Raw genomic sequence first — 23,724 nt, 5'->3', positions numbered from 1 at the left:
CCGAGGTCAGCCCGGGTCGGCCAGTACCCCCACCCCGGTGCCGGCCGCGAGAATCCGCTCGTACGCCTCGACCCCGGTGGTGTGCGCGCCGAGCCGGACGGTCTTGTGCGTGCCGTGGAAGTCTGAGGAGCCGGTGACCAGCAGTCCCAGTTCGGCGGCGAGTGCCCGTACGGCATCCCGCTCGGCCGGCGAGTGATCCTCGTGCTCGGCCTCCAGCCCGGCCAGCCCGGCCGAGGCCAGCTCGACGATCAACGAGTCGGGGACGATCCGCCCCCGCCTGGTCGCCCTCGGGTGGGCCATCACCGGCACCCCACCGGCCTGCCGGATCAGCCGGACCGCCCGGAACACGTCGATGTCGTCCTTGGGCAGCCGGTAGCGTTCGCCGAGCCAGTTCGGGGTGAACGCCTCGGCGGTCGTACCCACCACCCCGGCCCGGATCAGCGCCTGCGCGATGTGTGGCCGGCCCACCGTGCCACCTCCGGCGGCCTCCTTGATCTCCGCCCAGTCGACCCGGATGCCGTCGGCCCGGAGCAGTTCGACGATGCGTTCGCCGCGTACCTCCCGGGCGGCGCGTACCCGGGTCAGCTCGGCGACCAGCTCCGGCGACTCCGGGTCGAAGAGGTAGCCGAGCAGGTGCAGCGGGATCGACGGCTCGGTGCCGTACCAGCGGCAGGAGAGTTCGGCGCCCCGGACCAGGGTGAGTCCCGGCGGCCGGGCGGCGGCAGCCCGCTCCCAACCTCCGGTGGTGTCGTGATCGGTGATGGCCAGTACGTCGAGTCCGGTCGCCCGCGCTGCCCGGACGAGTTCCTCCGGGCTGAGGGTGCCGTCGCTGGCGGTCGAGTGGGTGTGCAGGTCGATCCGGACCGGGCTTGCCTGGTCGGGCGCCTCGGGCTGGCGGGACGTCACCGGCCCGAGGCTACCGGCCGTCGGCCGGGGCGGTCAGCCTCGGCACGAGTTGCCACTTCTCCGAGACGCCCTCGGGCAGCGGCACGATCTCCTCGGTACCGTCGGTGCGGCAGCGTACGACCTGCTTCTCGTCTCCGGTCACCACCGTACGGTCGTCGGCCCAGACCGGCGGCAGGTCACCGGCGGCCGGGCAGGCGACGACGGCGTCGCTTCCGTCGAGTACCCCGTCGATGTCGATCAACACGACCTCGGCGCCGCGCCGCTCGGCGAGCCACCGGCCGCCCGGGGCGAGTGCCCCGTCGGGGGCGTCGGCGCGCAGGCCCAGCCCGCAGCCGCCGCTGCGCACCGGTCGCAGCTTGCCGTCGGTCGCTTCGAGGCTGGCCAGGCAGCGCCGGTTTCCGCTCTCCTGGCGGACCAGCCCGACCAGGCCGTCGGCGCGTACCCCGTAGATCGCCGTCACGTCGGCGTTGCGGGTCGGTTGTCGGGCCGGCTGGGCCAGGTCGACGAAGCCGTACCCCCGGGATCCGTCGGAGAGCACCACCCGGCCGGCGGTGATCGCCACCGGCCAGCTGCCGGCGGTCACCTCGACGTGGTCCATCAGGGCCAGTCCGGCGGGGCCGATTCGGGCGAGGTAGAGGGTCGTGCCGAGTTGGAAGGCCAACCGGTCGCCGTCGGCGCTCAGCACCCACCTGTCGTCCTCGCCGCTGAGCGCCAGCGAGGTGCCGTCGGGCCGGAGGAACCTGACCTGCCTTGCCCCGGCGTAGACCCAGCCGCCCGGCACCTGGTAGACCCGGGTCACCTCGCCGACACCGGCCAGGCTCAACCGCCGGCCGTCGGCGCCGAAGAGCTCGTCGCCGCTGCGGATGTCGAGTCCGACCCCGGTTTCCCGGCCGGGGGGCGGCGGCTCCACCGGCCCGACCGTGACGTCGGCCAGCGAGTCGGCCCCGAAGCCGGCGGGCCCGCTGGACGGCCGTTCGAGCAGCCAATTGCCGCTGAGCGAGGTGGCGCCGGCGGTGACCAGGACCAGCGCGGTCGCCACCGCCGCCAGCGAGCCGACGGCGCGGCGACGGCGGACGACCCGGCCCCGTTGGATCACCCTGCCGGCCGGGTCGTCGGCCACCGGCGGCGTGTCGACCCTGGTGGCGAACATGTCGCGCAGCGAATCTTCCAGCATGGCCGTCACGCTTCCGCTCCGACAGCCGGAACCGGCGGGGCCGGCACCGCGAGGGCGGCCGGCCGCCGGGTCCCGGCCGGACGCGGTTTCAGCAGCTCCGGCGGGGTGGCCTGACGTTGGGCGAACGCCTGCTGCGCCGGCCCGAACCGGCCGTCGTCGCCGCCGGCCCCGCCGAGGGGTACGGGGGCCAGCGACTCCTCGCCCCGCGGCGCCCGGCTGTCGGCCTCGGCACCGAGCCGGCGGCGGAGCGTGGCAAGGGCCCGGGAGGTCTGGCTCTTCACCGTGCCCGGTGAGATGTCGAGCAGCGCGGCCGTCTGCGCCTCGGTGAGATCCTCGTAGAACCGGAGCACCAGCACGGCGCGCTGCCGGACCGGCAGGGTCCGGACGTGCCGCCACAGCCGGTCGCGTTCGAGCTGCTCCTCGATCTGGTCCGGGGCGGGCCGCTCGGGCAGCACCTCGGTGGGGCGCTCGCCGTGCCAGCGCCGTCGCCACCAACTGGTCGCCGTGTTGATCAGGACCCGTCGGGCGTACGGCTCGACCGCCTCGATCTCGCCGAGCCGCTTCCACGCCAGGTACGTCTTGGTCAGCGCGGTCTGCAACAGGTCCTCGGCGGTCGCCCAGTCCCCGGCGAGCAGGTACGCCGTACGCAGCAGGGCAGCCGAGCGGGCCGCGACGAACTCGCGGAACTCCTCCTCCACCGAGTGCTTCGGCGCCACTCCCGCCTCCCCCCGCCTGTGCCATCGAAAGGCTGCCACAGCCCCGACCCGCAGGTCTACGGCGGAAAGGTGCGATTCAGCTCGATGTTCGGGCAGGGAACCGCCGTTTTGCGCACGGTTGTCGCCAGCCACGTCGCCACCGTCACACCGCTGTCCAGCCGTCCAGCCGTCCAACCGTCCAGCGGTCGAGCCGTCCAGCCGTCGAGCGGTCGAGCCGTCCAGCCGTCGAGCGGCCCTGGGACGTCGGCCGGTCGTCAGGCGCCGTCGTCGGCCTTGGCCTCCTCGGCCTCCTTGCCCAGCCGGGCCTCCACCGCCTGCGGCTCGTACATCTCCTCGACCACGCGCAGGTAGAGCTCGTTGGGGTTGGGAAGATACTTGATCTCCCGGAGCGCCTGCTCCTGGCCGGCCGACTCCAGCACGAAGGTGCCGTAGTTGAGGGCGCGGCCGAGCGGCGACTGCTCGTATTTCATGTCGGTGACCCGCAGCAGCGGCATCATCGCGACCTGCCGGGTGATGATCCCGTTGACCACCATCACCCGCTTGTTGGTCAGGATGAACCGGTCGAAATACCAGTCCGCCACCTTCCAGGCGACCCAGCCCATGATGCCGAGCCAGATCAGCACCGCGACGGTGGTCAGCGCGCCGACCTCCTGCCCGGCGAGAAAGCCCGAGAGGTAGCCGAGCACGAAGGTGGCGAGCAGGCCGATCAGCAGCGGGGTGGCCAGATAGATCTTGTGCCGCTTCCACTCGCCCCGGTAGCGCTCGGTCGGGAAGAGATAGCGGGCCACCAGCGAGGTCGGCTCGTCCTCCAGCGGCAGCACCCGGCGCGGGCCGAGCGGCATCCCGGAGGCGTCGACCCGCAGTCCGGCGAGCTCCTCCTCGGAGATCTCCGGTCCCTGGTCCGGGTCCCGTACCCAGCCCCGGGTGCCGGCCCGGCCGCCGTACCCGATGTCTTCGGAGTAGGCGGGACCGTCCGAATAGGAGGGACCGGCGGCGTAGTCCGGGCCGGTACCGAACTCCGGCCCTTCGTCGGGTCGGACCCGGGGGATCGGCTCGGTGTCCCGCTCGCGCCGTCGACGTTCGTCGTCGCCCTCGGGCTCAGGGGGTTCACCCGACGGATTGCCCATGGGCGGCTAAGCGACGAGGTCGGTGAAGAAGTCGCCGAAGCCCTGGGCAACGTCCAGCAGGCTGCCGCCCAGCGACTTGAAGACGTCGGCGGCGGAGGAGGGCTGGTAGGCGATGAAGAAGACCAGGAAGGCGATACCGCCCCAGGTGAGGACCTTTTTAACCATGGCGGGCCATCCCTCCGTGCGGCACCGGGTTGCGAACCCCGGCAAAACCCAGAGTATCAGTCGGGTGTCCTGCGGGAAATAATCCACATACGCCCTTCACCCCAGCCTGGCTGGCCATATCAGACCCTCCCGTGCAGGTAGGGGGACGGAGCGCCGTAGACGAGTTCGGGCGGTGTCCACTCGGTCAGGTCGTGAAGTTCGACGTCTTCCGCGAGGAGGTAACCCGCACTCGCCGGCCAGGTTATCGCATAGAGCCAGATCCCCCGAGCTTCACCGGCGTAGGCGCTCCGGTCTGTCGGAGATTTGACTGACCATAGTGGAGTCGGGTGGCCGGCGGCCCGGATCTTGGCGTGCGCGACACGCTCGGCAGAAGCCGGCCCGGGATCGGTGAGCGCCGCTGCGAGCTGCGGGCCCGGATCGACGCCTGTGGTACCGGCCAGCCGGGTACCCAGGCCGACGCCGGGCTCCTCGGCGACCAGCACCAGGTCGGCGGGTCCACCGCCGAACGGGTCCGGCCCGGTGCAGGCCACGACTGTCGCGCGTACGCCGGAACGATCGTCACCGGCCCAGCCGACCCCGGTAATCGTCCAGCCCTGCGGCAGCGGCCAGAGGCACCAGAGCGGCAACGGTGCGCCGAACCCGGTTGCGGGGCCCGCGCCCTCCCGGTCGGCCGGGTCGCGCTGCCCGACGATCCGCTCGACGGTGCTGGCCACGATCTCCGGCCCGATGTGCTCGGCGACGTGCAGCGGGGAGACCGGACCGCAGTCCGGGCACCGCCAGGCGGTGTGCATCAGGTCCGGTGCTCGGACCGGACCGGCGCAACGTGGACAGCTCACCGCGACACCCACGACAACTACAGTCCCCGTACCAGTGGGTCCGAGTCAAGGCGATCCGGCCTTTTCCGGTCGTTCTGCGTACGGTCGGGACGCTCTGGGCCACGTCAGCCGTTGCCGGGCGGCTCTGCGCCGTACTCGCGGATCCAGGTGTGCATGGCGATCCCGCTGGCCACCCCGGCGTTGATCGACCGGGTCGAGCCGTACTGGGCGATGGAGAAGATCGCCGAGCAGGCGAGCCGGGCGGGCTCGGAGAGCCCCGGCCCCTCCTGCCCGAACAGCAGTACGCAGCGGCGCGGCAGCACCGCGCCCTCCAGCGGTCGGGACCCGGGCAGGTTGTCGATACCGATCAACGGCAGGTCGCCGGCCTGGCACCAGCCCAGGAACGACTCGATCGTCTCGTGGTGCCGGACGTGCTGGTAGCGGTCGGTCACCATGGCGCCCCGCCGGTTCCACCGCCGCCGCCCCACCACGTGCACCTCGGCGGCGAGAAAGGCGTTGGCGTTGCGGACCACGGTGCCGATGTTGAAGTCGTGCTGCCAGTTCTCGATCGCCACGTGGAAGTCGTGCCGGCGCAGGTCGAGGTCGGCGACGATCGCCTCCCGCCGCCAGTAGCGGTACCGGTCGACGACGTTGCGCCGGTCGCCCTGGCTGAGCAGCTCGGGGTCGTACCGGGGATCGGCCGGCGGCTCGCCCGGCCACGGCCCGACTCCGACCTCAAGCTCGACCTCGGTACCGTCCACGGTTGCCGAGGGTACGCACCCGGCGCCTCAGCCGGCCGAGCGCAGCCCCAGCGCCTCGCCGAGCTGGTCGAGCACCCGGCGCTGCTCCGGGTCCACCGGATCACCGAACGGGCGGGGCCGGCCGTCGGAACCGGCCGCCCGACAGACCCGGGCCGCGACCGACTGCACCCACTGCCGGTACGCGGCCGAGTCTGCCGGGTCGGCGTGTCGGGCCAGCGTCTCGACAGCGGCCCGGCAGGACCGGAGGAGTTCGGCGAGTCCGCCGTCGGCAGGTCCGGTGCGGACCGGTGCGGAGTGCCCGTCGTCGGATTCGGCGTAGATCGCGGCGACCACGGCCCGGACCAGTTCGCTGTCGAACGACCGCCCGGCGGCGATGCCGTCCAGGCCGGCGAGTCCCTCGGTGACCGCCCGGACCGGGTTCTCCGGCCGGGCCGACGACGCCGCGACGATCACCCGGCCGGGCAGCCGGACGAGCAGTCGCCAGTCGTCCGGTGGATAGCCGGTGACGGTGGCCCGCCAGGCACCGTGCGTGGCACCGGGCGTGTCCGGAGATCCGGTGTGGCTCATGGCGCCTCCCGGCTCAGCATAAGCCGACAATACGCAGAAGGCCCGGTTACGTCCGAAAAGTGGTAGTGCTGGTGTCGCCCGCGGCACCCCCGCCGGCCGGGCACGTCACCGACCGGACCCGAGGGTCCGCGACAGTTGATTAATGAGGTGTACGCCAGCGGAGAAACCGACCCCGGACGCAATGAGCGGCGGGGCCCTCCCCGGCACCCGCCGCCCACGCTCTGATGGGAAAGATTCTGCCCGACCCGACCCCGTCGACAGAAGACTCCTACGCGAGATCGGGGTCACAGTTACCTTTTTGTAATGTTACTGAAAGTGAACACTCGTACGCGCCCGGCCATCCGTTATGTCACCTGTTTCCGCTTGCCAACCGGCAAGTTTGCGGATCACACCCGGACTGGCCAGCAGAACGCTTGGAAACGCTCCCATAACTGACGGTCACGCAACTGTGTCACAGCTGGTTCACATCCGGAGCCGTCGGATCACCGACCCTCATCGATGCCGGCCGGAACGTGAGCCCGCACACGATGACCGTTTCAACAGGCCGAACCGGGGAATTCCGAGGCGACCGGGTGGGTTTTCCCAGTCGTAAGCCAATTGCGGTGATCGGAGTGATCAATGGCGACCGTTGAGCTGACCACAGCCAACTTCGACGAGGTGACCGAGCAGCCGGGCATCGTACTTGTGGACTTCTGGGCGGACTGGTGTGGCCCGTGCAAGCGGTTCGCGCCGGTCTACGAGCGCTCCTCTGAAAAGCACCAGGAGATCGTCTTTGGCAAGGTCGACACCGAGGCGCAGCAGGAGATCGCCGCCAAGTTCGACATCCGGTCCATCCCCACGATCATGGCGATCCGGGACGGCGTGATCGTCTTCGCCAAGCCGGGCGCCCTGCCGGAGTCGGCGCTGGAGTCGCTGATCGAGCAGGTGCAGGCGCTGGACATGGACGACGTACGCAAGCAGCTCGCCGAGCACAGCCACTGACCCTCGCCGAGCAGACCCACTGACCAGGTAACGAGCACGCTCCGGCCGGACACCGCGACCAGGTGTCCGGCCGGAGGCGTCTTCGCCGGATGCTGCGCCGACCGACACTCACCGAGCTTGCGGGCACCGCGTAAGGTCTCGAACCGATGGACGCGTTGCCGAGGCGGGGCCGGAGACTCCGGGTGGGCCTCACCCTGCTGGCCGGTGCGGTGCTGCTCGCCGGCACCTTCTGGGGCCAGGACGACCATTTCCCGTTCGGCCCGTTCCGGATGTACGCCGGCTCCAACCCGCCGGACGACCCCGCCCCGGACACCCGGATCGAGGGGGTCGACGCCACCGGTGCGGTGATCGGGCTCGGTGAGGACAGCACCGGCATCCGCCGCGCCGAGATCGAGGGCCAGCAGGGGCGGTACGAGGCGGAGCCCGCCCTGCTGCGCCAGGTCGCCGACGCGTACGCGCAACGGCACCCCGGCGCACCCCCGATCGTCGAGGTACGCATCGTGATCCGCTGGCACGGCATCACCGACGGCCGGCCCACCGGCAACGCCGTCGACGAGACGGTGGTGCGGTGGCAGGCGTCGTGAACACGTCGAGGCGGATCGGTGCCGCCGTCTCCGGCTGGCTGACCGAGCCGGTGCCCCGGGCCCGGGTCGCCGCCTTCCGTACCCTGGTCTACCTCTTCGTCGCCGCGGACCTGCTGGTCTTCACCCCCTGGATCCGCGACAAGGCCAGCATCCCCGGCGAGCTGTACCAGCCGCTCTTCGTCGGCCGGTTGCTCCCGCTGCCGACCCCGACCCCGCTGCTGGTCAACCTCATCTTCTGGGCGCTGCTGCTGGTCTCGCTCGCCGCCGCCACCGGGCGGGCGCCCCGGGCGCTCGGCTGGACCGTCTTCGCGCTCTATTTCGAGTGGATGATCATCGCGATGAGCTACGGGAAGGTGGACCACGACCGGTTCGCCTTCCTGGTGGCGCTGGCCGTGCTGCCGACCGTGGGCCGGGCCCGGCACGCCGACCGCACCATGAGCGAGGCCGCCGGCTGGGCACTCCGGGTCACCCAGATCGCCGTGGTCTGCACCTACTTCCTGGCCGCCTGGGCCAAGCTGCGGTTCGGCGGGCCGGAGTGGATGACCGGCTCGGTACTCGCCCGGGCGATCATCCGGCGCGGTACCGAGCTGGCCGACCTGATCGCCCAGGTGCCGTACCTGCTGATCGCGGCACAGTTCGGGATCGTCGCGTTCGAGCTGCTCAGCCCGCTGGTGTTCGTGGTGTCACCACGCCTGCGCCAGGTCGTGGTGGCGTTCTTCTACTCGTTCCACGTGGTCACCATCGCCACCATCACGATCTCGTTCGCCCCGCACCTGGTGGCGATGACGAGTTTCCTGGCGCTGGAACGGCTCCGCCCGGTCGAACGGCTGCGCCGGCTGGCCCGCCGAGGTGCTCAGGACGCCGAAGCGGTCCCGGCGGAGCCGCCCGCCGCGCGGTCGCCGGCCGTGCCGTAGAGCCGGTCCCGGGTCGCCTGCGGCAGCGAGCAGGCCGCCGTACCGCCCGGCAGGCGGTGCCGGTTGCGGGCCACCCAGCGGTACGCCGGCCAGGCGAGCAGGCGTACCGGGGGCAGCCGCAGGCCGGCACCGAGCAGCCGCCAGCCGGGACGGCTCGCGCCGAGCAGCCGGGCGATCGCGTCCGGGCCGGCGGCGCGTACGCCGTCGGTGCCGACCCACCAGACCGCCTCCTCGCACTGGTCGACGGTCAGCCCGAGCGCGTCGAGGTCGGCGAACTGCCAGGGCACCACGTTGGCCCCGGTCGGGATCCGCCGGCCGATGAACTCGGCGCAGGTGGTGCAGAAGGCGCAGTCGCCGTCGTACACGAAGGTGGGCTGGTCCATGTGCACCAGTCTCCCCCGCCGGCCGGTGGTGCGGCTAATCCACGTGGGCGAGGTAACCCGACAGGGTGCGGTCCAGGATCTCCCGGCCCGGCCGGGCCCACACCTGCGCGTTGAAGACCTCGACCTCGATCGGCCCCCGGTAGCCGGCCGCCTCCACCGCCTCCCGGAACCGGCGCAGTTCCACGCAGCCGTCGCCGGGCAGTGCCCGACCCAGCAACACCCCCTCGGGCAGCGGGGTGGCCCAGTCCGCGACCTGGAAGCAGGCGATCCGCTCCTCCCGGCCGGCCCGGGCGATCTGCGCCCAGACCCGGTCGTCCCACCAGAGGTGGTAGGTGTCCACCACCACCCCGACCGTCTCGGCCGGATACGGCGCGGCCAGGTCCAGCGCCTGGCCGAGGGTGGAGACCACGCAGCGGTCCGAGCAGTACATCGGGTGCAGCGGCTCGATCGCCAGGCGTACCCCGGCGGCGCGGGCGTGCGGCACCAGCTCACCGATCGCCTCGCCGACGTGCGCGCGGGCCGCGTCCACGTCCCGGCTGCCGTCCGGCAGGCCGCCGGAGACCAGCACCAGCACCGGCGCGCCGAGGGTGGCGGCCTCGTCGATCGCCCGGCGGTTCTCGTCGTACCAGTCGGGGGTCTGGAAGAAACCACCCCGGCACAGCGAGGTGACCTCGATCCCGGAGTCGCGCATCAGTTCGGCGGTCTTCGCCAGGCCGTGCGCGAGGGTCTCCTCCCGCCAGAGCCCGACCTGGCTGACCCCGGTCGCCAGGCAGCCGTCGACGAGCTCGGGGATCGGCCAGTACTTGGCGGTGGCCTGGTTGAACGAGAACCGCGGCGGAACCGTGCTCATCGAGCCTCGCCGTCGAGGTCGGGGATCTCGATGCGCCGGCCGTCCCGGGCGGAGGCGAGCCCCAGCTCGGCGAGCTGTACGCCCCGGGCGCCCGCCCAGAGGTTCCAGCCGTACGGCTCGTCGGCGACCACGTGCCGGAGGAACAGCTCCCACTGTGCCTTGAAGCCGTTGTCGAACTCCTCGTTGTCCGGCACGACCTGCCACTGTGACCGGAAGTCCTCGGTCGCCGGCAGGTCCGGGTTCCACACCGGCTTCGGTGTGGTCGCCCGGTGCTGGATCCGGCAGTTGCGCAGCCCGGCCACCGCGCTGCCCTCGGTGCCGTCGACCTGGAACTCGACCAGCTCGTCCCGGTAGACCCGGACCGACCAGGAGGAGTTGATCTGGGCCACGATCCGGCCCGACTGGCCGGGCCGCTCGATCTCGAAGATGCCGTAGGCGGCGTCGTCGGCGGTGGCGTCGTAACGCTCGCCGGCCTCGTCCCAGCGCTGCGGGATGTGCGTGGTGACGTGCGCGGTCACCGCGGCGACCCGGCCGAAGATCTGCTCCAGCACGTAGTGCCAGTGCGGGAACATGTCGACCGTGATGCCACCGCCGTCGGCGGCCCGGTAGTTCCAGGACGGCCGCTGGGCCGCCTGCCAGTCGCCCTCGAAGACCCAGTAGCCGAACTCGCCGCGTACCGAGAGGATGCGGCCGAAGAAGCCGCCCTTGACCAGCCGGTCGAGTTTGCGCAGGCCGGGCAGGAAGAGCTTGTCCTGCACCACGCCGTGCTTGATGCCGGCGGCGTCGGCGAGCCTGGCCAGCTCGACCGCACCGGCGAGGTCCTCGGCGGTCGGCTTCTCGGTGTAGATGTGCTTGCCGGCCTCGATCGCCAGCTTCAGCGCCTTCTCCCGCTGGGCGGTGACCTGGGCGTCGAAGTAGATCTGCACGTCCGGTCGGGCCAGCGCGGCGGGCAGGTCGGTGGTCCACTCGGTCAGCCCGTGCCGCTGGGCGATCTCCTGGAGCTTGGTCTCGCTCCGCCCGACCAGGATCGGTTCGGGCCAGAGCCGGCGACCGTCGGGTAACGCCAGCCCGCCCTGCTCCCTTATGGCGAGCAGTGACCGGACAAGGTGCTGCCGGTAGCCCATCCGGCCGGTCACGCCGTTGAGCACGATGCCGATCGTGGTACGGCCCATGTACGTCGCCTCCTCAGGCTGGCTGATCCGCGGGTGCCACTCGTCGAGCGCGCGGGGGTACGTGGTGCGGTGGGGTTCGTCCTGGCGCGCGATGGTCGCGGTGGAGCACGCCGTACGTCGGTAAGCGCTTTCCCGATTACGCTACCGACTCCGTTCCGATTCGGGCAAGAGCCCTCCGGCACCGGCGGTGATCTTCAGCCACCGGGGGTCATCCGGCCCGCGAACGGCGGTGAATGAGCGCAGCGCCGCCGCGATATCCTCACCTGCGACCCGCCATCGGGCGGTCGGGGAGGGACGGGGTCGATGGCCACTCTGGCGGATGTCGCGCGGCGGGCCGGCGTTTCACCCGCCACCGCGTCCAGGATCATCAACGGCAGCCCGAAGCCGGTGACCGACGCGCTCCGCGAGCGGGTGCTGGCGGCGGTCGAGGAGTTGCAGTACGTCCCCAACGCGCACGCCCAGCAGCTCGCCCGCAACCACCGCAGCGCGGTCGGCGTGATCGTGCACGACGTCTCCGACCCGTACTTCGCGGAGATCACCCGTGGCTTGCAGCGGGTGGCCACCGAGCACGGCCGGCTCGTCATCATCTGCAACACCTACCGCGACCCGGACAAGGAACTGGAGTACGTCGAACTGCTCCGGGCCAACCAGGCCGCCGCGATCATCCTGGCCGGCTCGGGTTACCACGACGAGCAGTTCACCAACACCCTCGACGCCAAGCTGCGGGTCTACCAGTCGACCGGCGGGCACGTGGCGGTGATCGGCCGGCACGAGCACAGCGGGCACGCCGTCATCCCGGCCAACGAGTCCGGCGGGCACCTGGTCGGCGCGGAGCTCTACGGCCTCGGGCACACCCGGATCGGGGTCGTCGCCGGGCCGCGACACCTGACCACCACCACCGACCGGCTGGCCGGGTTGCGCCGGGCCGCCCGGGAGCACGGCCAGAAGCTGACCACCCGGCAGATCGTCTACGCCGACTTCGACCGCTCGGGTGGGGCGAGCGCCACCGCCACCCTGCTGGACAGCTATCCCGGGGTCACCGCCATCGCCGCGCTCAACGACTCGATGGCGATCGGCGCCCTCGCGCTGCTGCGGTCCCGGGGCATCGACGTGCCGGGCCAGATCAGCGTGATCGGCTTCGACGACATGCCGATCGCCCAGGACGTGACGCCGGCACTCACCACGATCCGGCTGCCCCTGGCCGACATGGGCGCCCGGGCGATGACCCTCGCCCTGCAACCTCCCGAGCCGCTGAACACGCCGCAGGTCGAGCACGTCGCCGCGGAACTGGTCCGCCGGGAGAGCAGCGCCCCGCCGCCCGCCGCCCGGTAACCGACGGCTGGTAGCCGGGCGGCCGGCGGTCAGCGCGCCGGGATTTCCGGTGCGACCTCACTCGGGCGTGGCGAGTTGCACGGGTCGTCGTACATGTGTTCGAATAATGGCCATGCGCTGGGAAAACCTGACGTCGGCTCCCCCCGACAGCGGGACCCCTCCGGGGTCGGCGCCAGCGGCTCCACCCCTGCCGCTGGCGCTGCCCGGCGCGACCGTCCGCACCTTCGACACCCCCGACTTCGCCGGCATGACGTTCTACGAGGTGCAGGCCAAGTCGATCATCAACCGGGTGCCGGGCGCCTCCCGGGTGCCGTTCCAGTGGACGATCAACCCCTACCGGGGGTGCAGCCACGCCTGCGCCTACTGCCTGGCCGGCGACACGGCGATCCTGCTCGCCGACGGGCGTACCCGACCCCTGGCCGAGCTGCGGATCGGCGACCAGATCTACGGCACGGTCGCGCAGGGCAACCACCGGCGCTACGTCCGGACCGAGGTGCTGGCGCACTGGTCGACGGTGAAGCCGGCATACCGGATCGTGCTCGCCGACGGCACTGAGCTGACCGCCAGTGGCGACCACCGGTTCCTCACCCCGCGCGGCTGGAAGCACGTCGTCGGTGCGTCGCCCGGCGAGCCGCCCCGGCCCTACCTGGCGATCACCGACAGCCTGGTCGGCACCGGCCGGGCCACACCCGGTCCCGCCGACATTCCGGCCGGTGGTCTCGACGGGACCATCCTGGGTGGCCGGGCCGTGCTGCGGATCCGTCGCATCGAGCCACTCGACGAGGAACTCCAGCTCTACGACATCACCACCGGCACCGGCGACTTCGTCGCCAACGGCATGGTCAGCCACAACTGCTTCGCCCGCGGCACGCACACCTATCTCGACCTGGACGCGGGGCGCGACTTCGACAGCAAGGTGGTCGTCAAGGTCAACGCGGGCGAGCTGGTCCGCCGCGAGCTGGCGGCACCGAAGTGGTCGGGCGAGCACGTCGCGATGGGCAGCAACGTCGACTGCTACCAGCGAGCCGAGGGGCGTTACCGGCTGATGCCGCCGATCCTGACGGCGCTGCGCGACTTCGCCAACCCGTTCTCGATCCTGACCAAGGGCACCCTGATCCTGCGTGATCTGCCGCTGCTCCAGCAGGCGGCCAGCGTCACCCAGGTCGGCATCTCGATGTCGGTCGGCTTCGTCGACGAGCGGATGTGGCGTTCCGTCGAGTCGGGCACCCCGAGCCCGCGACGCCGGCTCGACGCCGTACGCCGGCTGACCGACGCTGGCTTCCCGGTCGGGGTGCTGATGGCCCCGATCCTGCCCGGGCTGACCGACGGCGACGAGTCGATCGAGGAGACGGTGGCCGCGATCGCGGCGGCCGGCGCGGTGAGTGTCACCCCGTTGCCGCTGCACCTGCGCCCCGGTGCCCGCGAGTGGTACGCGAGCTGGCTGGCTCGGGAGTTTCCGCACCTGATGCCGCGCTACCGGACCCTCTACGGCCGGGGCTCCTACCTGCCGCAGGCATACCAGCGCGAGCTGACCGCACGGGTCCGGATGGCGGCCCGCCGGCACGGCCTGCACCGCTCCGAGCCGGGCGAGGCCCGCCAGGTGCCGGCACCGGCGCCCGCCGCCGAACAGCTCACCCTGCTCTGACGGTGGGCACGGCGAGTCTGACGGTGGGCACGCGGAGGTCAGGCGGGGCGGGCGAGGTCGAACCGAGCCGTCGAACCCGAGCTAGAGTCGCGGGGTGCGTAGCCCTCAGCAGATCCTGGCCGAGGCCGGGGTGATCGCCGTGGTCGGGGCATCCCGCGACCCCGGCAAGCCGGCCCACAGCGTCCCGGCGCTGATGCAGCGGTACGGCTGGCGGATCATCCCGGTCAACCCGCAGGCGGACGAACTCTTCGGGGAGCGGGTCTATCGCTCGCTGGCCGAGATCCCGCACCCGGTGGACATGGTCAACGTGTTCCGGCCGGCCGCGGATGCCGTGCAGGTGGTCCGCGAGGCGGTCGCGATCGGCGCCCCGGCGGTCTGGCTGCAACTCGGCATCGTCTCGGCCGAGGCCCGGCGGATCGCCGAGGAGGCCGGCATCGACTACGTCGAGGACCGCTGCCTGGCGGTGGAACGCGCCACCGGCGGACTCTCCCGACGGAGCTGACCGCCGCCGGAACTCGGCGACCCTCCTCCACCCACCGGGTGCATCGTTCCGGACATTCGCCGCAAAGTCGGCATTTAGCGGTAGCGTTTGCCCAATGAGGAGGGCGACGCGATGAGTAATCCAGAGCCGGGGGAGCCGCAGGATCCGCAGAGACCTCCGGGGCAGCCCCCACCCGGCTTCGGCGACCGCCCCGGCCACTACGACCAACCCGAGCAGCCCGGCTACTACGGCCAGCCGGGCTACCAGAACCAGCCCGGCCAGTACGGCCAGCCCGGGCAGTACGGCCAGCAGGGCCAACCCGGGCAGTACGGCCAACCCGGGCAGTACGGCCAGCAGGAGCAGTCCGGCTACTACGGTCAGCCGGGTAGGCAGTCCGGGACCAATCTGCTGGCGATCCTCTCCCTGGTCTTCGCCTTCGTCTTCGCGCCGGCCGGCATCGTCCTCGGGCACCTGGCCAAGCGCCAGATCCAGCGCACCGGCGAACAGGGCGGCCAGTTGGCCACCTGGGGACTGATCCTCAGCTACGTCTTCACCGCGCTCTACCTGATCGGCTGCTGCGGCTGGCTCGCCCTGGTCGGTTGGGCCGGTTCCGACGGCAACGGCGGCACGTACTGACCCGGTCGGTTCGCGTACCGACCCGGTCGGGCGAGGTGTCGCGGCGGCCCGGCCGAGCGCCGGACGCCCGAGGCGGTGGCGAGTGGTTGGCCGCTACCGGTACTGCGCCTCCCGTACGCTGTTGCCGCCGTCGACCACCAGCATCTGACCGGTGATGTAGGAGGCGGCCGGCGAGCAGAGGAAGGCGATCGCGGCGGCGACCTCGTCCGGGGTGCCGGGACGGCCGACCGGGGTACCGAGCCCCTGCTTCAGTTCGGCCATGGTGGACGCCGCGGTGTAGATGGTCCCCGGTGCCACCGCGTTCACTGTCACCCCGTCGGCGATCATCTCCATCGCCAGTGCCCGGGTCAGCCCGACGACGCCGGCCTTCGCGGCCGCGTACGCCGCCTCGGTCGGCAGCGCGTTGACCGGGCCGGCGGTGGCGGCGAGGTTGACGATCCGCCCCCAGCCCCGCTCGGCCATGCCGCCGCTGAACGCCCGGCTGCACAGGAACGCCGTACTCAGGTTGCGTTCGATCTCGCGGTGCCACTCGTCGTAGCTCAACTGGGCGACCGGCCGGAGCACCTCCGGACTCGCCCGGCTCGCCAGCCCGGCGTTGTTGACGAGCACCTCCACCTCGCCGAGCTGCTCGACGATGGCGTCCGCCAGCGCGCCGACCTCGGCCTCGTCGGTGAGGTCGGCGACGAACCCGGTGGCGCCCAGCTCACTGGCCCGATCGTGGATGCGGCGGGTGGTGGAGACTATCGCCACCCGGGCACCCAGCGCGGTGAGCCGGCGAGCCGTCGCGTACCCGATCCCGTCCGGACTGCCGGCGCCGGTGACCAGGGCCACCCGCCCGTCCAGGCGCATCGTCACCGGCTCGGCGTCGCCGGCCGTTGCCACCGGCCGGCCCGGGTCGATGCTCTGCGAGACGGTGCCCTGCGAGCCGGGACGGGGCCGGCGGGCCAGCGCGGGGCGCGTGGCGTCCCGGCGAGGCCGATTACCGGATCTGTCCCCGGCGCGCGCGTCGAATACCATGCCCGCGATCCTGCCCGGTCGAGTCGACAGGGGCAACGCCGCACCGCCGTGGCGCGGCCGAGGCGGACCCCGGCCGGCCCCGACCCGGCCCGTTCGGCCGATGTCCACCGGCGTGTCGGCGGCGACGGGCCGGGCGGAGGTGGCGAGCAGCCGGGCGGATACGGGGACACCGGTCTGGCGAACGCCGACTACCCTGGCGACGCATCCGAACGGACGAAGTGAGAGACCTCGAATGACCGACCCCCAGCAGAGCGGCTACTCCAGCGATCCGTCCTGGCAGTCACAACCACCGGCCCAACCCGGGAGCTACCAGGATCCGGGCTATCAGCCCATGTACCAGGACTCGGCGGTGCAGGCCTCCGCACAGCCGTACCAGCAGGGATTCCCGACGGACCCCAGCTATCCGGCCCAGGCGTACCCGGCCGGCACCGACCCGATCAGCGGCCAGCCGGTGATGGCTCCGGGCTATCCCCCGCCCGGCTACCCGGTCGCCACCCCGGGCCCGTCGACGAACGGCCTCTCGATCGCCGCGATGGTGGTCGCCATCGTGGGCGCGCTCGGGCTCTGCGGGTACGGGCTCGGTGGCTACCTCGGTGCGGTCGGAGCGATCATGGGCCACATCGCCAGCAAGCAGATCCGCGAGCGCGGCGAGGCGGGCGCGGGCTTCGCCAAGGCCGGCATCATCGTCGGCTGGATCTCCACCGCCATCGCGGTCCTCGCCACCATCGCCATCGTGGTCTTCTTCGTCTGGTTGGCCAACCAGGCGCCGTCGACGTACGACACCGGCTACTGAGCATCCGGACACCAGCAGGAGGCGCCGTGAATCCAGGCAGCACCGGTACCCCGTCCGAGCCCACAAGCGACGCGGGTGTCGTCACGCAGCCCGCACTGGACGCCGGGCAGTACCCCGGCCCGGCCGGCGGAGCACCGCCGCCGGGCTGGACCCCGGGCTACCCCGGCTACCCGTACGTGATGCGCCGGCCGACGAACGGGATGGCGATCGCGGCGATGGTCACCGGGATCGTCGCCCTGTTCAGCTGCCAACTCGTCGGCGCGGTGTCGATCTACCTGGCGCACAAGGCGCGTACCGAGATCCAGGCGAACGGCGAGGAGGGCAGCGGCTTCGCCACCGCCGGCCTGGTGCTCGGCTGGGTCTCGCTCGGGATGGTCGCCCTCGGGCTGCTCTTCTTCCTCGCCTACCTGGGCTTCATGGGGGTGCTCTTCGCCAGCACGGCGAGCACCGCGGGCTGAGTCCGGCCGTACCGGAAACCGGCGGCCCCGCACCACGCACCCCAGTGGCGGCGAGGTCAGCCGGTCCGGTGCGCCCGCCCGGAGCGCGGCTCGGTCTCCGGCCCTGGTGACCCGGTCTCCGGCCCTGGTGACTCGGACTGCGCCGGGCGCGGCTCGGTCTCCGGCGGTGGCGCCGCCTCCGGTGGTGCGGATAGCGGTTCCGGCTGGGCGGCGGTGCCCGGCCGTCGGGCCGTACGCGACTCGCCGTGCAACACGACTGCGACGCCGGCCAGCAGCAGGGCCAGCCCCGGCAGGGCGGCCGTCCGGGGTACCTGGCCCAGCCAGGCCCAGGCCAGCAGTGCGGCACCGGGCGCTTCGAGCAGGAAGAGGACGCTGATCGTCGTCGCCGAGATCCGGCGCAGTGCGTAGTTGAACATCGAGTGGCCGAGCAGTTGGGCCCCCACCACCAGCCCGAGTACGGCGAGCCAGGTGTGCGGGTCGTACCCGCCGAGCCGTACGCCGCCGGCCAGGCAGACTACCAGCAGCGCCGCCGCGCAGACCCCGTAGCAGATGGTGGTGTAGCCGACGGTGCTGACGGTGCTCCGGACCCGCTCGCCGAGCGCGGTGTAGACCGCCGCAGCCATGCCACCGGTGATCGCGAGGAGGTCACCGGCGACGGCCCGGCCGGAAACCCCGAAGTCGGCCCCGACCGCCCAGATCGCGCCGACCACCGCCAACCCGATGCCGACCCAGGCGAGCGCGGAGAGCCGTCGACCCTGGCCGAGCGCGATCAGCCCCTGCCAGACCGGCTGGGTGACCACCAGCGCGGTGGCGGCGGCCACCGAGGTCAGCTGGGCGCTCGGCATCCAGGTGCCGAAGTGAACCGCGAGGGCAAGCCCGGCGAGTACGCAGTAGCCGGCGTCCCGGCGACCGGCGCGGCCGGCAAGTGCCCGGAATTCGGCGCGTCGCCGGAACAGTGCGACCGGTCCGAGCACCCCGACCGCGAGGAAGTTGCGCCAGAAGGCGATCGCCAGCGCGGGTGCGGCGGCGAACGCGATCAGCGGTGCCGACGACGAGACCGCCGCGATGGCGACCGCGACCGCGCCGACGCTCAGCGGGTCGATCGAGGTCCGGGGCGGTGGTACGGCGACAGGCACGGAAAAATCCTCACATGTCACTGCGGGCCACCATTAGATCGACAACTGGTTACCATCGTCCGATCGCACCTGGCCGCATCCGGTTCCGGAGGCCTGCTCCCCCATGCCCACACACCGGTTCCCCTCCCCGACTGGCCACTCGCACACCCCCGACGACCAGCCACGACACCCCGACCAGCCAGCACAGGCCCCCCGTCGCCCGCCGCACGACGATCCCGCACCATCGCCCCCGATCCCGCAGTGGTCGGAGTGGGGCGGGCAACGGCCGCCCGCGTACCGGGCGGTGATCTTCGACTTCTTCGGCACCCTCACCTGTGGCAGCGGGCGGGGCCAGCAGCACGCGGTGGTCGCCGCCCTGCTCGGCTGTGCCCTGGAGGCGCTGTTCGAGGTGCTCGACCGGTCCTTCTACCTCCGTGCCACCGGGGCACTCGGCGACGCCACCGCCACGATGCGCTGGATCTGCGAACAGACCGGCGCCCGACCCTCCGCCGCCGACCTGAGAGCCGCCGTCCAGGCCCGGATCGAGGCGGTACGCGCCGACACCCGGCTCCGGCCCGAGGCGGTCACCGTGCTGCGCGCCGTACGGCGTCGCGGGGTCCGTACCGCCCTGATCAGCGACTGTACCCACGAACTTCCCGCGTTCTGGCCACAACTGCCGGTCGCGCCCCTGCTCGACGCGCGGGTCTTCTCCGTGCAACTGGGCCGATGCAAGCCCGATCCGGCGATCTATCTCGCCGCCTGCCAGCGGCTGGGGGTCGCGCCCGGCGACTGCCTCTACGTCGGCGACGGTGGCAGCCAGGAGCTCACCGGCGCCGCCCGGGCCGGGATGACCCCGGTCCGGCTGGCCGCCGCCGACCTCGACGGTCATCTGGTCTTCAACCGGGACCACGGCTGGAATGGCCCGGCACTCACCTCGCTGACCGAGGTGCCCGGGCTGCTCGACGTACCCCTGGACTGGCCCGGGTCGGAGCCGGCGGGTTCCGTGCCGGTCCCGGGTGGGGCAGGATGCGGGGTGTGACGGACGCAGAGGAGGCCCCGGTCTCGCCGCTGGTCACCGAGGCGATGAAGAAGGCCGCGGTGGCGTGGGTCGCGGTCGGTGCCCGGCCGGCGGTCGCGCTGTGGTGCGTGCCACTCGACGGTGGGCTGTTCGTGGTGAGCGGCCCCGGCGAGCAGTCCGCGCCGGGGCTGGCCGAGGCGGAGACCGCCGTCGTCACCCTGCGCGGCGACCACGGCGGGCAGATCGTCACCTGGCCGGCCCGGGTGACCCGGGTGACGCCGGACAGCGAGCAGTGGACGGACGTGGCCGGACAGGTGGCCGTCAAACGGCTCAACGCCTCCGGCAGCCCGGTGGACCTGGCCGAGCGGTGGCGGACGGAGTGCGTGCTCAGCCGGCTGGCTCCCGCCGGGCCGCCGCTGGCCGCCGGGCAGACCCTGCCGGACGACTCGCTCGCCGCCACGCCGCGCGAGACCGGCGCGGTCCGGCAGACCCGCCGACCGTTCCGGTTGCACCGGGTCCGGCGCCGCTGACCGGGCCGGAGAGGGCATCGCCGGGGCGAAGAGGCGGCGCCGGGGCGAATCGGGCGGGCTCGCGGCAACCGAAGAGCGGCAACGGAGGCTAGCAACGGAAACGCCGCGCGCCTCAAGGGGCTAGGCGCGCGGCGAACTTCAACGATCGTCGCACCCTGACGGGTACGGCGTCTACCGCCAAATCGCCAATTTCCCCACCCATGGCTGAACGCCCGACTTGCCGCCCACGCCGTACTGATTCACCATCGGCTGTCCGAGTGCCCTGCACTGCCGTCCGTCCTGGTGCGGCCGGCCAGCCGGCCCGGCCGGCGACGTAGCATTGTCAACATGTCTGCTCCCGCCGTTCCCGGCCAGGAGGCCGTCGCCTCCGGCACCGACTCCGCCGCCCGGCCCACGAGCCCGGTCGAGGAGGCGGTGCTGGCCGCGCTCGCCACCGTCGACGACCCGGAGATCCGCCGGCCGATCACCGAACTCGGCATGGTGCGCTCCGCCGTGGTCGCCGCCGACGGCACGGTACTGGTGGAGCTGCTGCTCACCGTCGCCGGCTGTCCGCTACGGGACAAGCTGCGTACCGACATCACCGCCGCGGTCGGCGCGGTGCCTGGCGTGACCGGAGTCACCATCGACTTCGGCGTGATGAGCCCGGAGCAGCGGCAGGCCCTCCAGTCCCGGCTGCGCGGCGGCGGGCAGAGCCAGGAGCCGGTGATCCCGTTCGCCCAGCCCGGCTCCCGGACCCGGGTCTACGCCGTGGCCAGCGGCAAGGGCGGGGTCGGCAAGTCGAGTGTCACTGTCAACCTGGCCGCCGCACTCGCCGCCAAGGGACTCTCGGTGGGCGTCGTCGACGCGGACATCTACGGCCACTCGGTGCCCCGGATGCTCGGGGTCAACGGCCGGCCGACCCGGGTCGAAGACATGATCATGCCGCCCCAGGCGCACGGGGTGAAGGTGATCTCGATCGGCATGTTCACCGACGGCAACGCGGCGGTGGTCTGGCGGGGCCCGATGCTGCACCGCGCATTGCAGCAGTTCCTCGCCGACGTCTACTGGGGCGACCTCGACGTGCTGCTGCTGGACCTGCCGCCGGGCACCGGGGACGTCGCCATCTCGCTGGCCCAGCTGCTGCCCAACGCGGAGATCCTGGTGGTGACCACCCCGCAGACCGCCGCGGCCGAGGTGGCCGAGCGGGCCGGTGGGATCGCCCTGCAGACCCACCAGCGGCTGGTCGGTGTGGTGGAGAACATGTCGTGGCTGGACCTGCCGGACGGCTCCCGGATGGAGGTCTTCGGCTCCGGCGGCGGCGCGATGGTCGCCGAGTCGCTGACCAAGGTGATCGGCGCACAGGTGCCGCTGCTGGGTCAGATCCCGCTGGACACCCGGGTACGCGAGGCCGGCGACGCCGGTGACCCGGTCGTACTCGCCGAGCCGGAGGCACCGGCGGCCAAGGCGCTGGCCGCGGTCGCGGACCGGCTCGCCGTACGCCGCGAGTCGCTGCTCGGCAAGCCCCTCGGGCTGCGCCCCGCCGGCCGCTGACCGACGCCGGCCGGCCAGCCAGGCCGGGGCGCCGGGTCAGGGGACGGTGGCGCCGGTGTGGTGACGGGTGTGGATCAGGTGGCGTCGACGTCGAAGGTGCGGCGCTGGGCCGGGGTCGCGGCGCTGCCGCCACTCGGGGTCGGAGCGGTGGCGCCGTTCGTCGAGCCGCCGGACGAGCGGAAGTCCACCGAGGCGGCCACGTCGTCGACCTCGCGGCGTACGTCCGTCAGGTCCGAGCGGAGCTTCTCGAAGGTCCCCTCCAGCGGCTTCCGGATCGCCTGCTCTTCTTCCTCACTGAGCAGGTGCTTGCGGATGAACGCCTTCGGGTGCAGGTCCTCCAGTTGGATGTCGGTGCCCAACTCCCGGCTCAGGTCGCCGGTGGCGTTGCGGGCCATGTTGCGCAGGTTGCGCAGCATCCGGAGACCGTCGCTGATCACGGTGGGCAGCCGGTCGCCGAAGATCAGCAGCGCGACCAGCAGCAGCGCACCGATCTCCCACCAGTTCAGGTTCTCGAACACGCCTGCCTCCTCATCCCCGCTCAGGGCAAGGGTACGCACGTCATGGCGGGCGGCGGGAGGGGGAGCGGGCCGCCACTTCCCGGCCCGGCACCACCGTCCCGACCGTCGTCCCGCCCCGCCCGGCCAGCACGCTCGCGCGTTCAGGCCCGGGTCATCCCCCGGTCAGCACCGTGTCACTTCCGGCCTGAACCGGGTCACTTCGCGTCGGCGGCCAGGGTCACCGAGGCGGACTGCCGCTCCGAGCCGCGCCGGTACTCGACGTTCACCACCGAGCCGGGGGCGTACTTGCGGACCAGCGCGATCAGGTCGCTCGGGTCCTCCAGCGGCCTGCCGTCGAGCTTGAGCACCACGTCTCCGGCGCGCAGCCCGGCTGCGGCGGCCGGTCCGGCCGGCTCGACGGAGGAGACCCGAACCCCGCCCGAACCGCCGGAGCGGGTGCCGCCGACCGTCGCGCCGATCACGGTCCGGCGCGCCTTGCCGGTGTCGATGATCTCCTGGGCCAGCCGCTTGGCCTGGTTGATCGGGATCGCGAAGGCCAGGCCGACGTTACCGGCCGTCTCCTCGTCGGCGGCCGGCGTCTGGATCACCGAGTTCACCCCGATCACCCGCCCACCGCCGTCGACCAGCGGCCCGCCGGAGTTGCCACGGTTGACCGCGGCATCGGTCTGGATGGCGGCGTAGTAGCGCACCTGGCCACCCGTCTCACCCTGCCGGAACGTCCGGTCCAGCGCGCTGACGATCCCGGCGGTGACGGTGTTGGCCAGCGACAGCGGCGTACCGAAGGCGAGCACCGGGTCGCCGACCGCCACGGCGTCGGAGTCGCCGAACTCCACCGGTTTCAGACCGGTCCGGGAAACCTTGATCACCGCGATGTCCGCCTCGGGGTCCTTGCCGACCACCTCGGCCGGGGCGGTGGAGCCGTCGTTGAACACCACTGTCGCGGTGTCGGCGCCGACCCCCACCACGTGATCGTTGGTGATCACGTAACCGTCCTGGGTCGCGACGAACCCGGAGCCGAGGCCGATCCCGCCGTTGCCGCTGACCCGTACCGTGACGACGCTGGGCAGCAGCCGTTCCGCGACACCGGCCAGCGAGTCGGGCGGGCGGCGGGCCGTGGCCGGCGGTTCCGTGCTGGTCGAGCCGAGCGCTGTCGTACCGCCGGCACCGCCGCGCACCGCGAAGGCGTACCCGAGCGATCCGCCGAGCGCGCCGGCCAGCAGCGCGGTGACCAGCGAGATCAGGAAGACCGGGGCCAGGCCCCGCCGCCCGCGGGCATCCGGGTCCGTCACCGGCTCCGGGTCGGCGCCCGCGCCCGGGGCCGGGCCCGCCTGCACCACCACGGCCGCCGGGGTGGCCGGGTTCCGCCACGGATCGCGCAACGCATCGGACCACCACGGGGACGATCCCGGGTCGGCGGCCGACCCGGAGACCGCCGGCCTGCCGACCGTCGGGGGCGTCGGCACCGGGGAACCCCCCGGCGTCGGCGTCCCATCGGGCTGGCGCCAGTTCCAGCCGTCCGTCACGTTCGCTGCCTCC

Annotated in this window: 27 protein-coding genes; 12 read left to right on the top strand and 15 right to left on the bottom strand. The window is 72.4% G+C overall.

Annotated features, from left to right (window positions below; translation table 11 throughout):
* Nucleotides 1-6 precede the first annotated feature (6 nt).
* The 8 genes from CLT71_RS26410 to CLT71_RS26375 all read right to left on the bottom strand — a co-directional run bounded on the left by CLT71_RS26410 (nt 7) and on the right by CLT71_RS26375 (nt 6,231).
* The gene (locus tag CLT71_RS26410) at nt 7-906 is read right to left on the bottom strand and encodes a PHP domain-containing protein (protein ID WP_101369490.1); all 900 of its coding nucleotides are present in this window, start codon (nt 904-906) and stop codon (nt 7-9) included.
* Nucleotides 907-916: 10 nt separating this feature from the next.
* Complete coding sequence (locus CLT71_RS26405; RefSeq protein ID WP_101369489.1) at nt 917-2,080, bottom strand: hypothetical protein; 1,164 nt, start codon at nt 2,078-2,080, stop codon at nt 917-919.
* Between the two features lie 5 nt (nt 2,081-2,085).
* A complete protein-coding gene (locus CLT71_RS26400) occupies nt 2,086-2,796 on the bottom strand; it encodes a SigE family RNA polymerase sigma factor (protein ID WP_101371794.1) in 711 nt (236 codons plus the stop codon).
* Nucleotides 2,797-3,050: 254 nt separating this feature from the next.
* Nucleotides 3,051-3,923: a PH domain-containing protein gene (locus tag CLT71_RS26395; protein WP_101369488.1), complete on the bottom strand. Its 873-nt coding sequence runs from the start codon at nt 3,921-3,923 to the stop codon at nt 3,051-3,053.
* A 6-nt stretch (nt 3,924-3,929) separates the two neighbouring features.
* On the bottom strand, nt 3,930-4,088 hold the full coding sequence (locus tag CLT71_RS37540; protein ID WP_165436875.1) for a hypothetical protein: 159 nt from the start codon (nt 4,086-4,088) through the stop codon (nt 3,930-3,932).
* Nucleotides 4,089-4,207: 119 nt separating this feature from the next.
* Entirely contained in the window at nt 4,208-4,924 is a 717-nt protein-coding gene (locus CLT71_RS26385) for a DUF6758 family protein (RefSeq protein WP_486483459.1), read from the bottom strand.
* 104 nt (nt 4,925-5,028) lie between these two features.
* On the bottom strand, nt 5,029-5,664 hold the full coding sequence (locus CLT71_RS26380) for a TrmH family RNA methyltransferase (RefSeq protein ID WP_101369485.1): 636 nt from the start codon (nt 5,662-5,664) through the stop codon (nt 5,029-5,031).
* A 27-nt stretch (nt 5,665-5,691) separates the two neighbouring features.
* Nucleotides 5,692-6,231, bottom strand: a complete 540-nt coding sequence (locus CLT71_RS26375) for a hypothetical protein (protein WP_101369484.1) — start codon at nt 6,229-6,231, stop codon at nt 5,692-5,694.
* Nucleotides 6,232-6,849: 618 nt separating this feature from the next.
* Between CLT71_RS26375 and trxA the strand changes: the two genes are divergently transcribed.
* The 3 genes from trxA to CLT71_RS26360 all read left to right on the top strand — a co-directional run bounded on the left by trxA (nt 6,850) and on the right by CLT71_RS26360 (nt 8,710).
* On the top strand, nt 6,850-7,212 hold the full coding sequence (gene trxA, locus CLT71_RS26370) for a thioredoxin (protein WP_101369483.1): 363 nt from the start codon (nt 6,850-6,852) through the stop codon (nt 7,210-7,212).
* Nucleotides 7,213-7,394: 182 nt separating this feature from the next.
* The gene (locus CLT71_RS26365) at nt 7,395-7,796 is read left to right on the top strand and encodes a hypothetical protein (protein WP_486483458.1); all 402 of its coding nucleotides are present in this window, start codon (nt 7,395-7,397) and stop codon (nt 7,794-7,796) included.
* Entirely contained in the window at nt 7,781-8,710 is a 930-nt protein-coding gene (locus tag CLT71_RS26360) for an MFS transporter permease (RefSeq protein WP_486483457.1), read from the top strand. The genes CLT71_RS26365 and CLT71_RS26360 overlap by 16 nt, the downstream gene beginning before the upstream one ends.
* Here the strand turns inward: CLT71_RS26360 and CLT71_RS26355 are convergent.
* Genes CLT71_RS26355 through CLT71_RS26345 form a run of 3 tightly spaced genes read right to left on the bottom strand, consistent with a single transcriptional unit; the run spans nt 8,650 to nt 11,115 of the window.
* Nucleotides 8,650-9,093, bottom strand: coding sequence for a thiol-disulfide oxidoreductase DCC family protein (locus tag CLT71_RS26355; RefSeq protein ID WP_101369481.1), 444 nt, complete (start codon nt 9,091-9,093; stop codon nt 8,650-8,652). The two genes, CLT71_RS26360 and CLT71_RS26355, sit on opposite strands and share 61 nt — an antisense overlap.
* A gap of 34 nt (nt 9,094-9,127) precedes the next feature.
* Entirely contained in the window at nt 9,128-9,943 is an 816-nt protein-coding gene (locus CLT71_RS26350) for a sugar phosphate isomerase/epimerase family protein (protein WP_101369480.1), read from the bottom strand.
* Nucleotides 9,940-11,115: a Gfo/Idh/MocA family protein gene (locus CLT71_RS26345; protein WP_101369479.1), complete on the bottom strand. Its 1,176-nt coding sequence runs from the start codon at nt 11,113-11,115 to the stop codon at nt 9,940-9,942. Before CLT71_RS26345 ends, CLT71_RS26350 begins: the two co-directional genes overlap by 4 nt.
* Before the next feature lie 303 nt (nt 11,116-11,418).
* On the opposite strand from CLT71_RS26345, the gene CLT71_RS26340 reads away from it, so the two are divergent.
* The 4 genes from CLT71_RS26340 (at nt 11,419) to CLT71_RS26325 (ending at nt 15,209) form a co-directional block, all read left to right on the top strand.
* Nucleotides 11,419-12,447, top strand: a complete 1,029-nt coding sequence (locus CLT71_RS26340; protein ID WP_101369478.1) for a LacI family DNA-binding transcriptional regulator — start codon at nt 11,419-11,421, stop codon at nt 12,445-12,447.
* Between the two features lie 106 nt (nt 12,448-12,553).
* On the top strand, nt 12,554-14,092 hold the full coding sequence (locus tag CLT71_RS26335) for an Rv2578c family radical SAM protein (RefSeq protein WP_486483456.1): 1,539 nt from the start codon (nt 12,554-12,556) through the stop codon (nt 14,090-14,092).
* A gap of 94 nt (nt 14,093-14,186) precedes the next feature.
* Complete coding sequence (locus CLT71_RS26330; protein ID WP_101369477.1) at nt 14,187-14,594, top strand: CoA-binding protein; 408 nt, start codon at nt 14,187-14,189, stop codon at nt 14,592-14,594.
* A 111-nt stretch (nt 14,595-14,705) separates the two neighbouring features.
* Complete coding sequence (locus CLT71_RS26325) at nt 14,706-15,209, top strand: DUF4190 domain-containing protein (RefSeq protein WP_101369476.1); 504 nt, start codon at nt 14,706-14,708, stop codon at nt 15,207-15,209.
* Between the two features lie 93 nt (nt 15,210-15,302).
* Here CLT71_RS26325 and CLT71_RS26320 read toward each other — a convergent pair whose 3' ends face one another.
* Complete coding sequence (locus tag CLT71_RS26320; protein WP_101369475.1) at nt 15,303-16,226, bottom strand: SDR family oxidoreductase; 924 nt, start codon at nt 16,224-16,226, stop codon at nt 15,303-15,305.
* Between the two features lie 232 nt (nt 16,227-16,458).
* Here CLT71_RS26320 and CLT71_RS26315 point away from each other — a divergent pair, with 232 nt between their 5' ends.
* The gene (locus CLT71_RS26315) at nt 16,459-17,019 is read left to right on the top strand and encodes a DUF4190 domain-containing protein (RefSeq protein ID WP_101369474.1); all 561 of its coding nucleotides are present in this window, start codon (nt 16,459-16,461) and stop codon (nt 17,017-17,019) included.
* 26 nt (nt 17,020-17,045) lie between these two features.
* Nucleotides 17,046-17,477 (top strand): DUF4190 domain-containing protein, encoded by a 432-nt coding sequence (locus CLT71_RS26310; protein WP_101369473.1) that lies wholly within the window; start codon nt 17,046-17,048, stop codon nt 17,475-17,477.
* A gap of 56 nt (nt 17,478-17,533) precedes the next feature.
* Here CLT71_RS26310 and CLT71_RS26305 read toward each other — a convergent pair whose 3' ends face one another.
* Nucleotides 17,534-18,613 carry a DMT family transporter gene (locus tag CLT71_RS26305; RefSeq protein WP_101369472.1) on the bottom strand — a complete coding sequence of 360 codons (1,080 nt, stop codon included), beginning with the start codon at nt 18,611-18,613 and terminating at the stop codon, nt 17,534-17,536.
* Between the two features lie 103 nt (nt 18,614-18,716).
* Between CLT71_RS26305 and CLT71_RS26300 the strand changes: the two genes are divergently transcribed.
* The 3 genes from CLT71_RS26300 to CLT71_RS26290 all read left to right on the top strand — a co-directional run bounded on the left by CLT71_RS26300 (nt 18,717) and on the right by CLT71_RS26290 (nt 21,670).
* The gene (locus tag CLT71_RS26300) at nt 18,717-19,631 is read left to right on the top strand and encodes an HAD-IA family hydrolase (RefSeq protein WP_101369471.1); all 915 of its coding nucleotides are present in this window, start codon (nt 18,717-18,719) and stop codon (nt 19,629-19,631) included.
* The gene (locus tag CLT71_RS26295) at nt 19,619-20,140 is read left to right on the top strand and encodes a hypothetical protein (protein WP_101369470.1); all 522 of its coding nucleotides are present in this window, start codon (nt 19,619-19,621) and stop codon (nt 20,138-20,140) included. The genes CLT71_RS26300 and CLT71_RS26295 overlap by 13 nt, the downstream gene beginning before the upstream one ends.
* A 327-nt stretch (nt 20,141-20,467) precedes the next feature.
* Complete coding sequence (locus tag CLT71_RS26290) at nt 20,468-21,670, top strand: Mrp/NBP35 family ATP-binding protein (protein WP_101369469.1); 1,203 nt, start codon at nt 20,468-20,470, stop codon at nt 21,668-21,670.
* A gap of 74 nt (nt 21,671-21,744) precedes the next feature.
* Here the strand turns inward: CLT71_RS26290 and CLT71_RS26285 are convergent, their stop codons facing one another.
* Both CLT71_RS26285 and CLT71_RS26280 read right to left on the bottom strand, forming a co-directional pair.
* Nucleotides 21,745-22,188, bottom strand: coding sequence for a twin-arginine translocase TatA/TatE family subunit (locus tag CLT71_RS26285; RefSeq protein WP_101369468.1), 444 nt, complete (start codon nt 22,186-22,188; stop codon nt 21,745-21,747).
* Between the two features lie 194 nt (nt 22,189-22,382).
* On the bottom strand, nt 22,383-23,711 hold the full coding sequence (locus tag CLT71_RS26280) for a trypsin-like peptidase domain-containing protein (protein ID WP_101369467.1): 1,329 nt from the start codon (nt 23,709-23,711) through the stop codon (nt 22,383-22,385).
* Between the last annotated feature and the right edge of the window lie 13 nt (nt 23,712-23,724).

The organism is Plantactinospora sp. CNZ320 (assembly GCF_002846275.1).
Note: the sequence above shows the minus strand (reverse complement) of the source record. Positions and strands in the feature narration are given on the sequence as shown.

Excerpts from the sequence above, each read along its gene's own strand:
- CLT71_RS26295 (WP_101369470.1), top strand. The coding sequence starts at position 19,619 with ATGCGGGGTGTGACGGACGCAGAGGAGGCCCCGGTCTCGCCGCTGGTC.
- CLT71_RS26395 (WP_101369488.1), bottom strand. The coding sequence starts at position 3,923 with ATGGGCAATCCGTCGGGTGAACCCCCTGAGCCCGAGGGCGACGACGAA.
- CLT71_RS26355 (WP_101369481.1), bottom strand. The coding sequence starts at position 9,093 with ATGGACCAGCCCACCTTCGTGTACGACGGCGACTGCGCCTTCTGCACC.
- CLT71_RS26350 (WP_101369480.1), bottom strand. The coding sequence starts at position 9,943 with ATGAGCACGGTTCCGCCGCGGTTCTCGTTCAACCAGGCCACCGCCAAG.
- CLT71_RS26325 (WP_101369476.1), top strand. The coding sequence starts at position 14,706 with ATGAGTAATCCAGAGCCGGGGGAGCCGCAGGATCCGCAGAGACCTCCG.
- CLT71_RS26315 (WP_101369474.1), top strand. The coding sequence starts at position 16,459 with ATGACCGACCCCCAGCAGAGCGGCTACTCCAGCGATCCGTCCTGGCAG.
- CLT71_RS26405 (WP_101369489.1), bottom strand. The coding sequence starts at position 2,080 with ATGCTGGAAGATTCGCTGCGCGACATGTTCGCCACCAGGGTCGACACG.
- CLT71_RS26375 (WP_101369484.1), bottom strand. The coding sequence starts at position 6,231 with ATGAGCCACACCGGATCTCCGGACACGCCCGGTGCCACGCACGGTGCC.
- CLT71_RS26290 (WP_101369469.1), top strand. The coding sequence starts at position 20,468 with ATGTCTGCTCCCGCCGTTCCCGGCCAGGAGGCCGTCGCCTCCGGCACC.
- CLT71_RS26345 (WP_101369479.1), bottom strand. The coding sequence starts at position 11,115 with ATGGGCCGTACCACGATCGGCATCGTGCTCAACGGCGTGACCGGCCGG.
- CLT71_RS26300 (WP_101369471.1), top strand. The coding sequence starts at position 18,717 with ATGCCCACACACCGGTTCCCCTCCCCGACTGGCCACTCGCACACCCCC.
- CLT71_RS26340 (WP_101369478.1), top strand. The coding sequence starts at position 11,419 with ATGGCCACTCTGGCGGATGTCGCGCGGCGGGCCGGCGTTTCACCCGCC.
- CLT71_RS26335 (WP_486483456.1), top strand. The coding sequence starts at position 12,554 with ATGGCCATGCGCTGGGAAAACCTGACGTCGGCTCCCCCCGACAGCGGG.
- CLT71_RS37540 (WP_165436875.1), bottom strand. The coding sequence starts at position 4,088 with ATGGTTAAAAAGGTCCTCACCTGGGGCGGTATCGCCTTCCTGGTCTTC.
- CLT71_RS26320 (WP_101369475.1), bottom strand. The coding sequence starts at position 16,226 with ATGGTATTCGACGCGCGCGCCGGGGACAGATCCGGTAATCGGCCTCGC.
- trxA (WP_101369483.1), top strand. The coding sequence starts at position 6,850 with ATGGCGACCGTTGAGCTGACCACAGCCAACTTCGACGAGGTGACCGAG.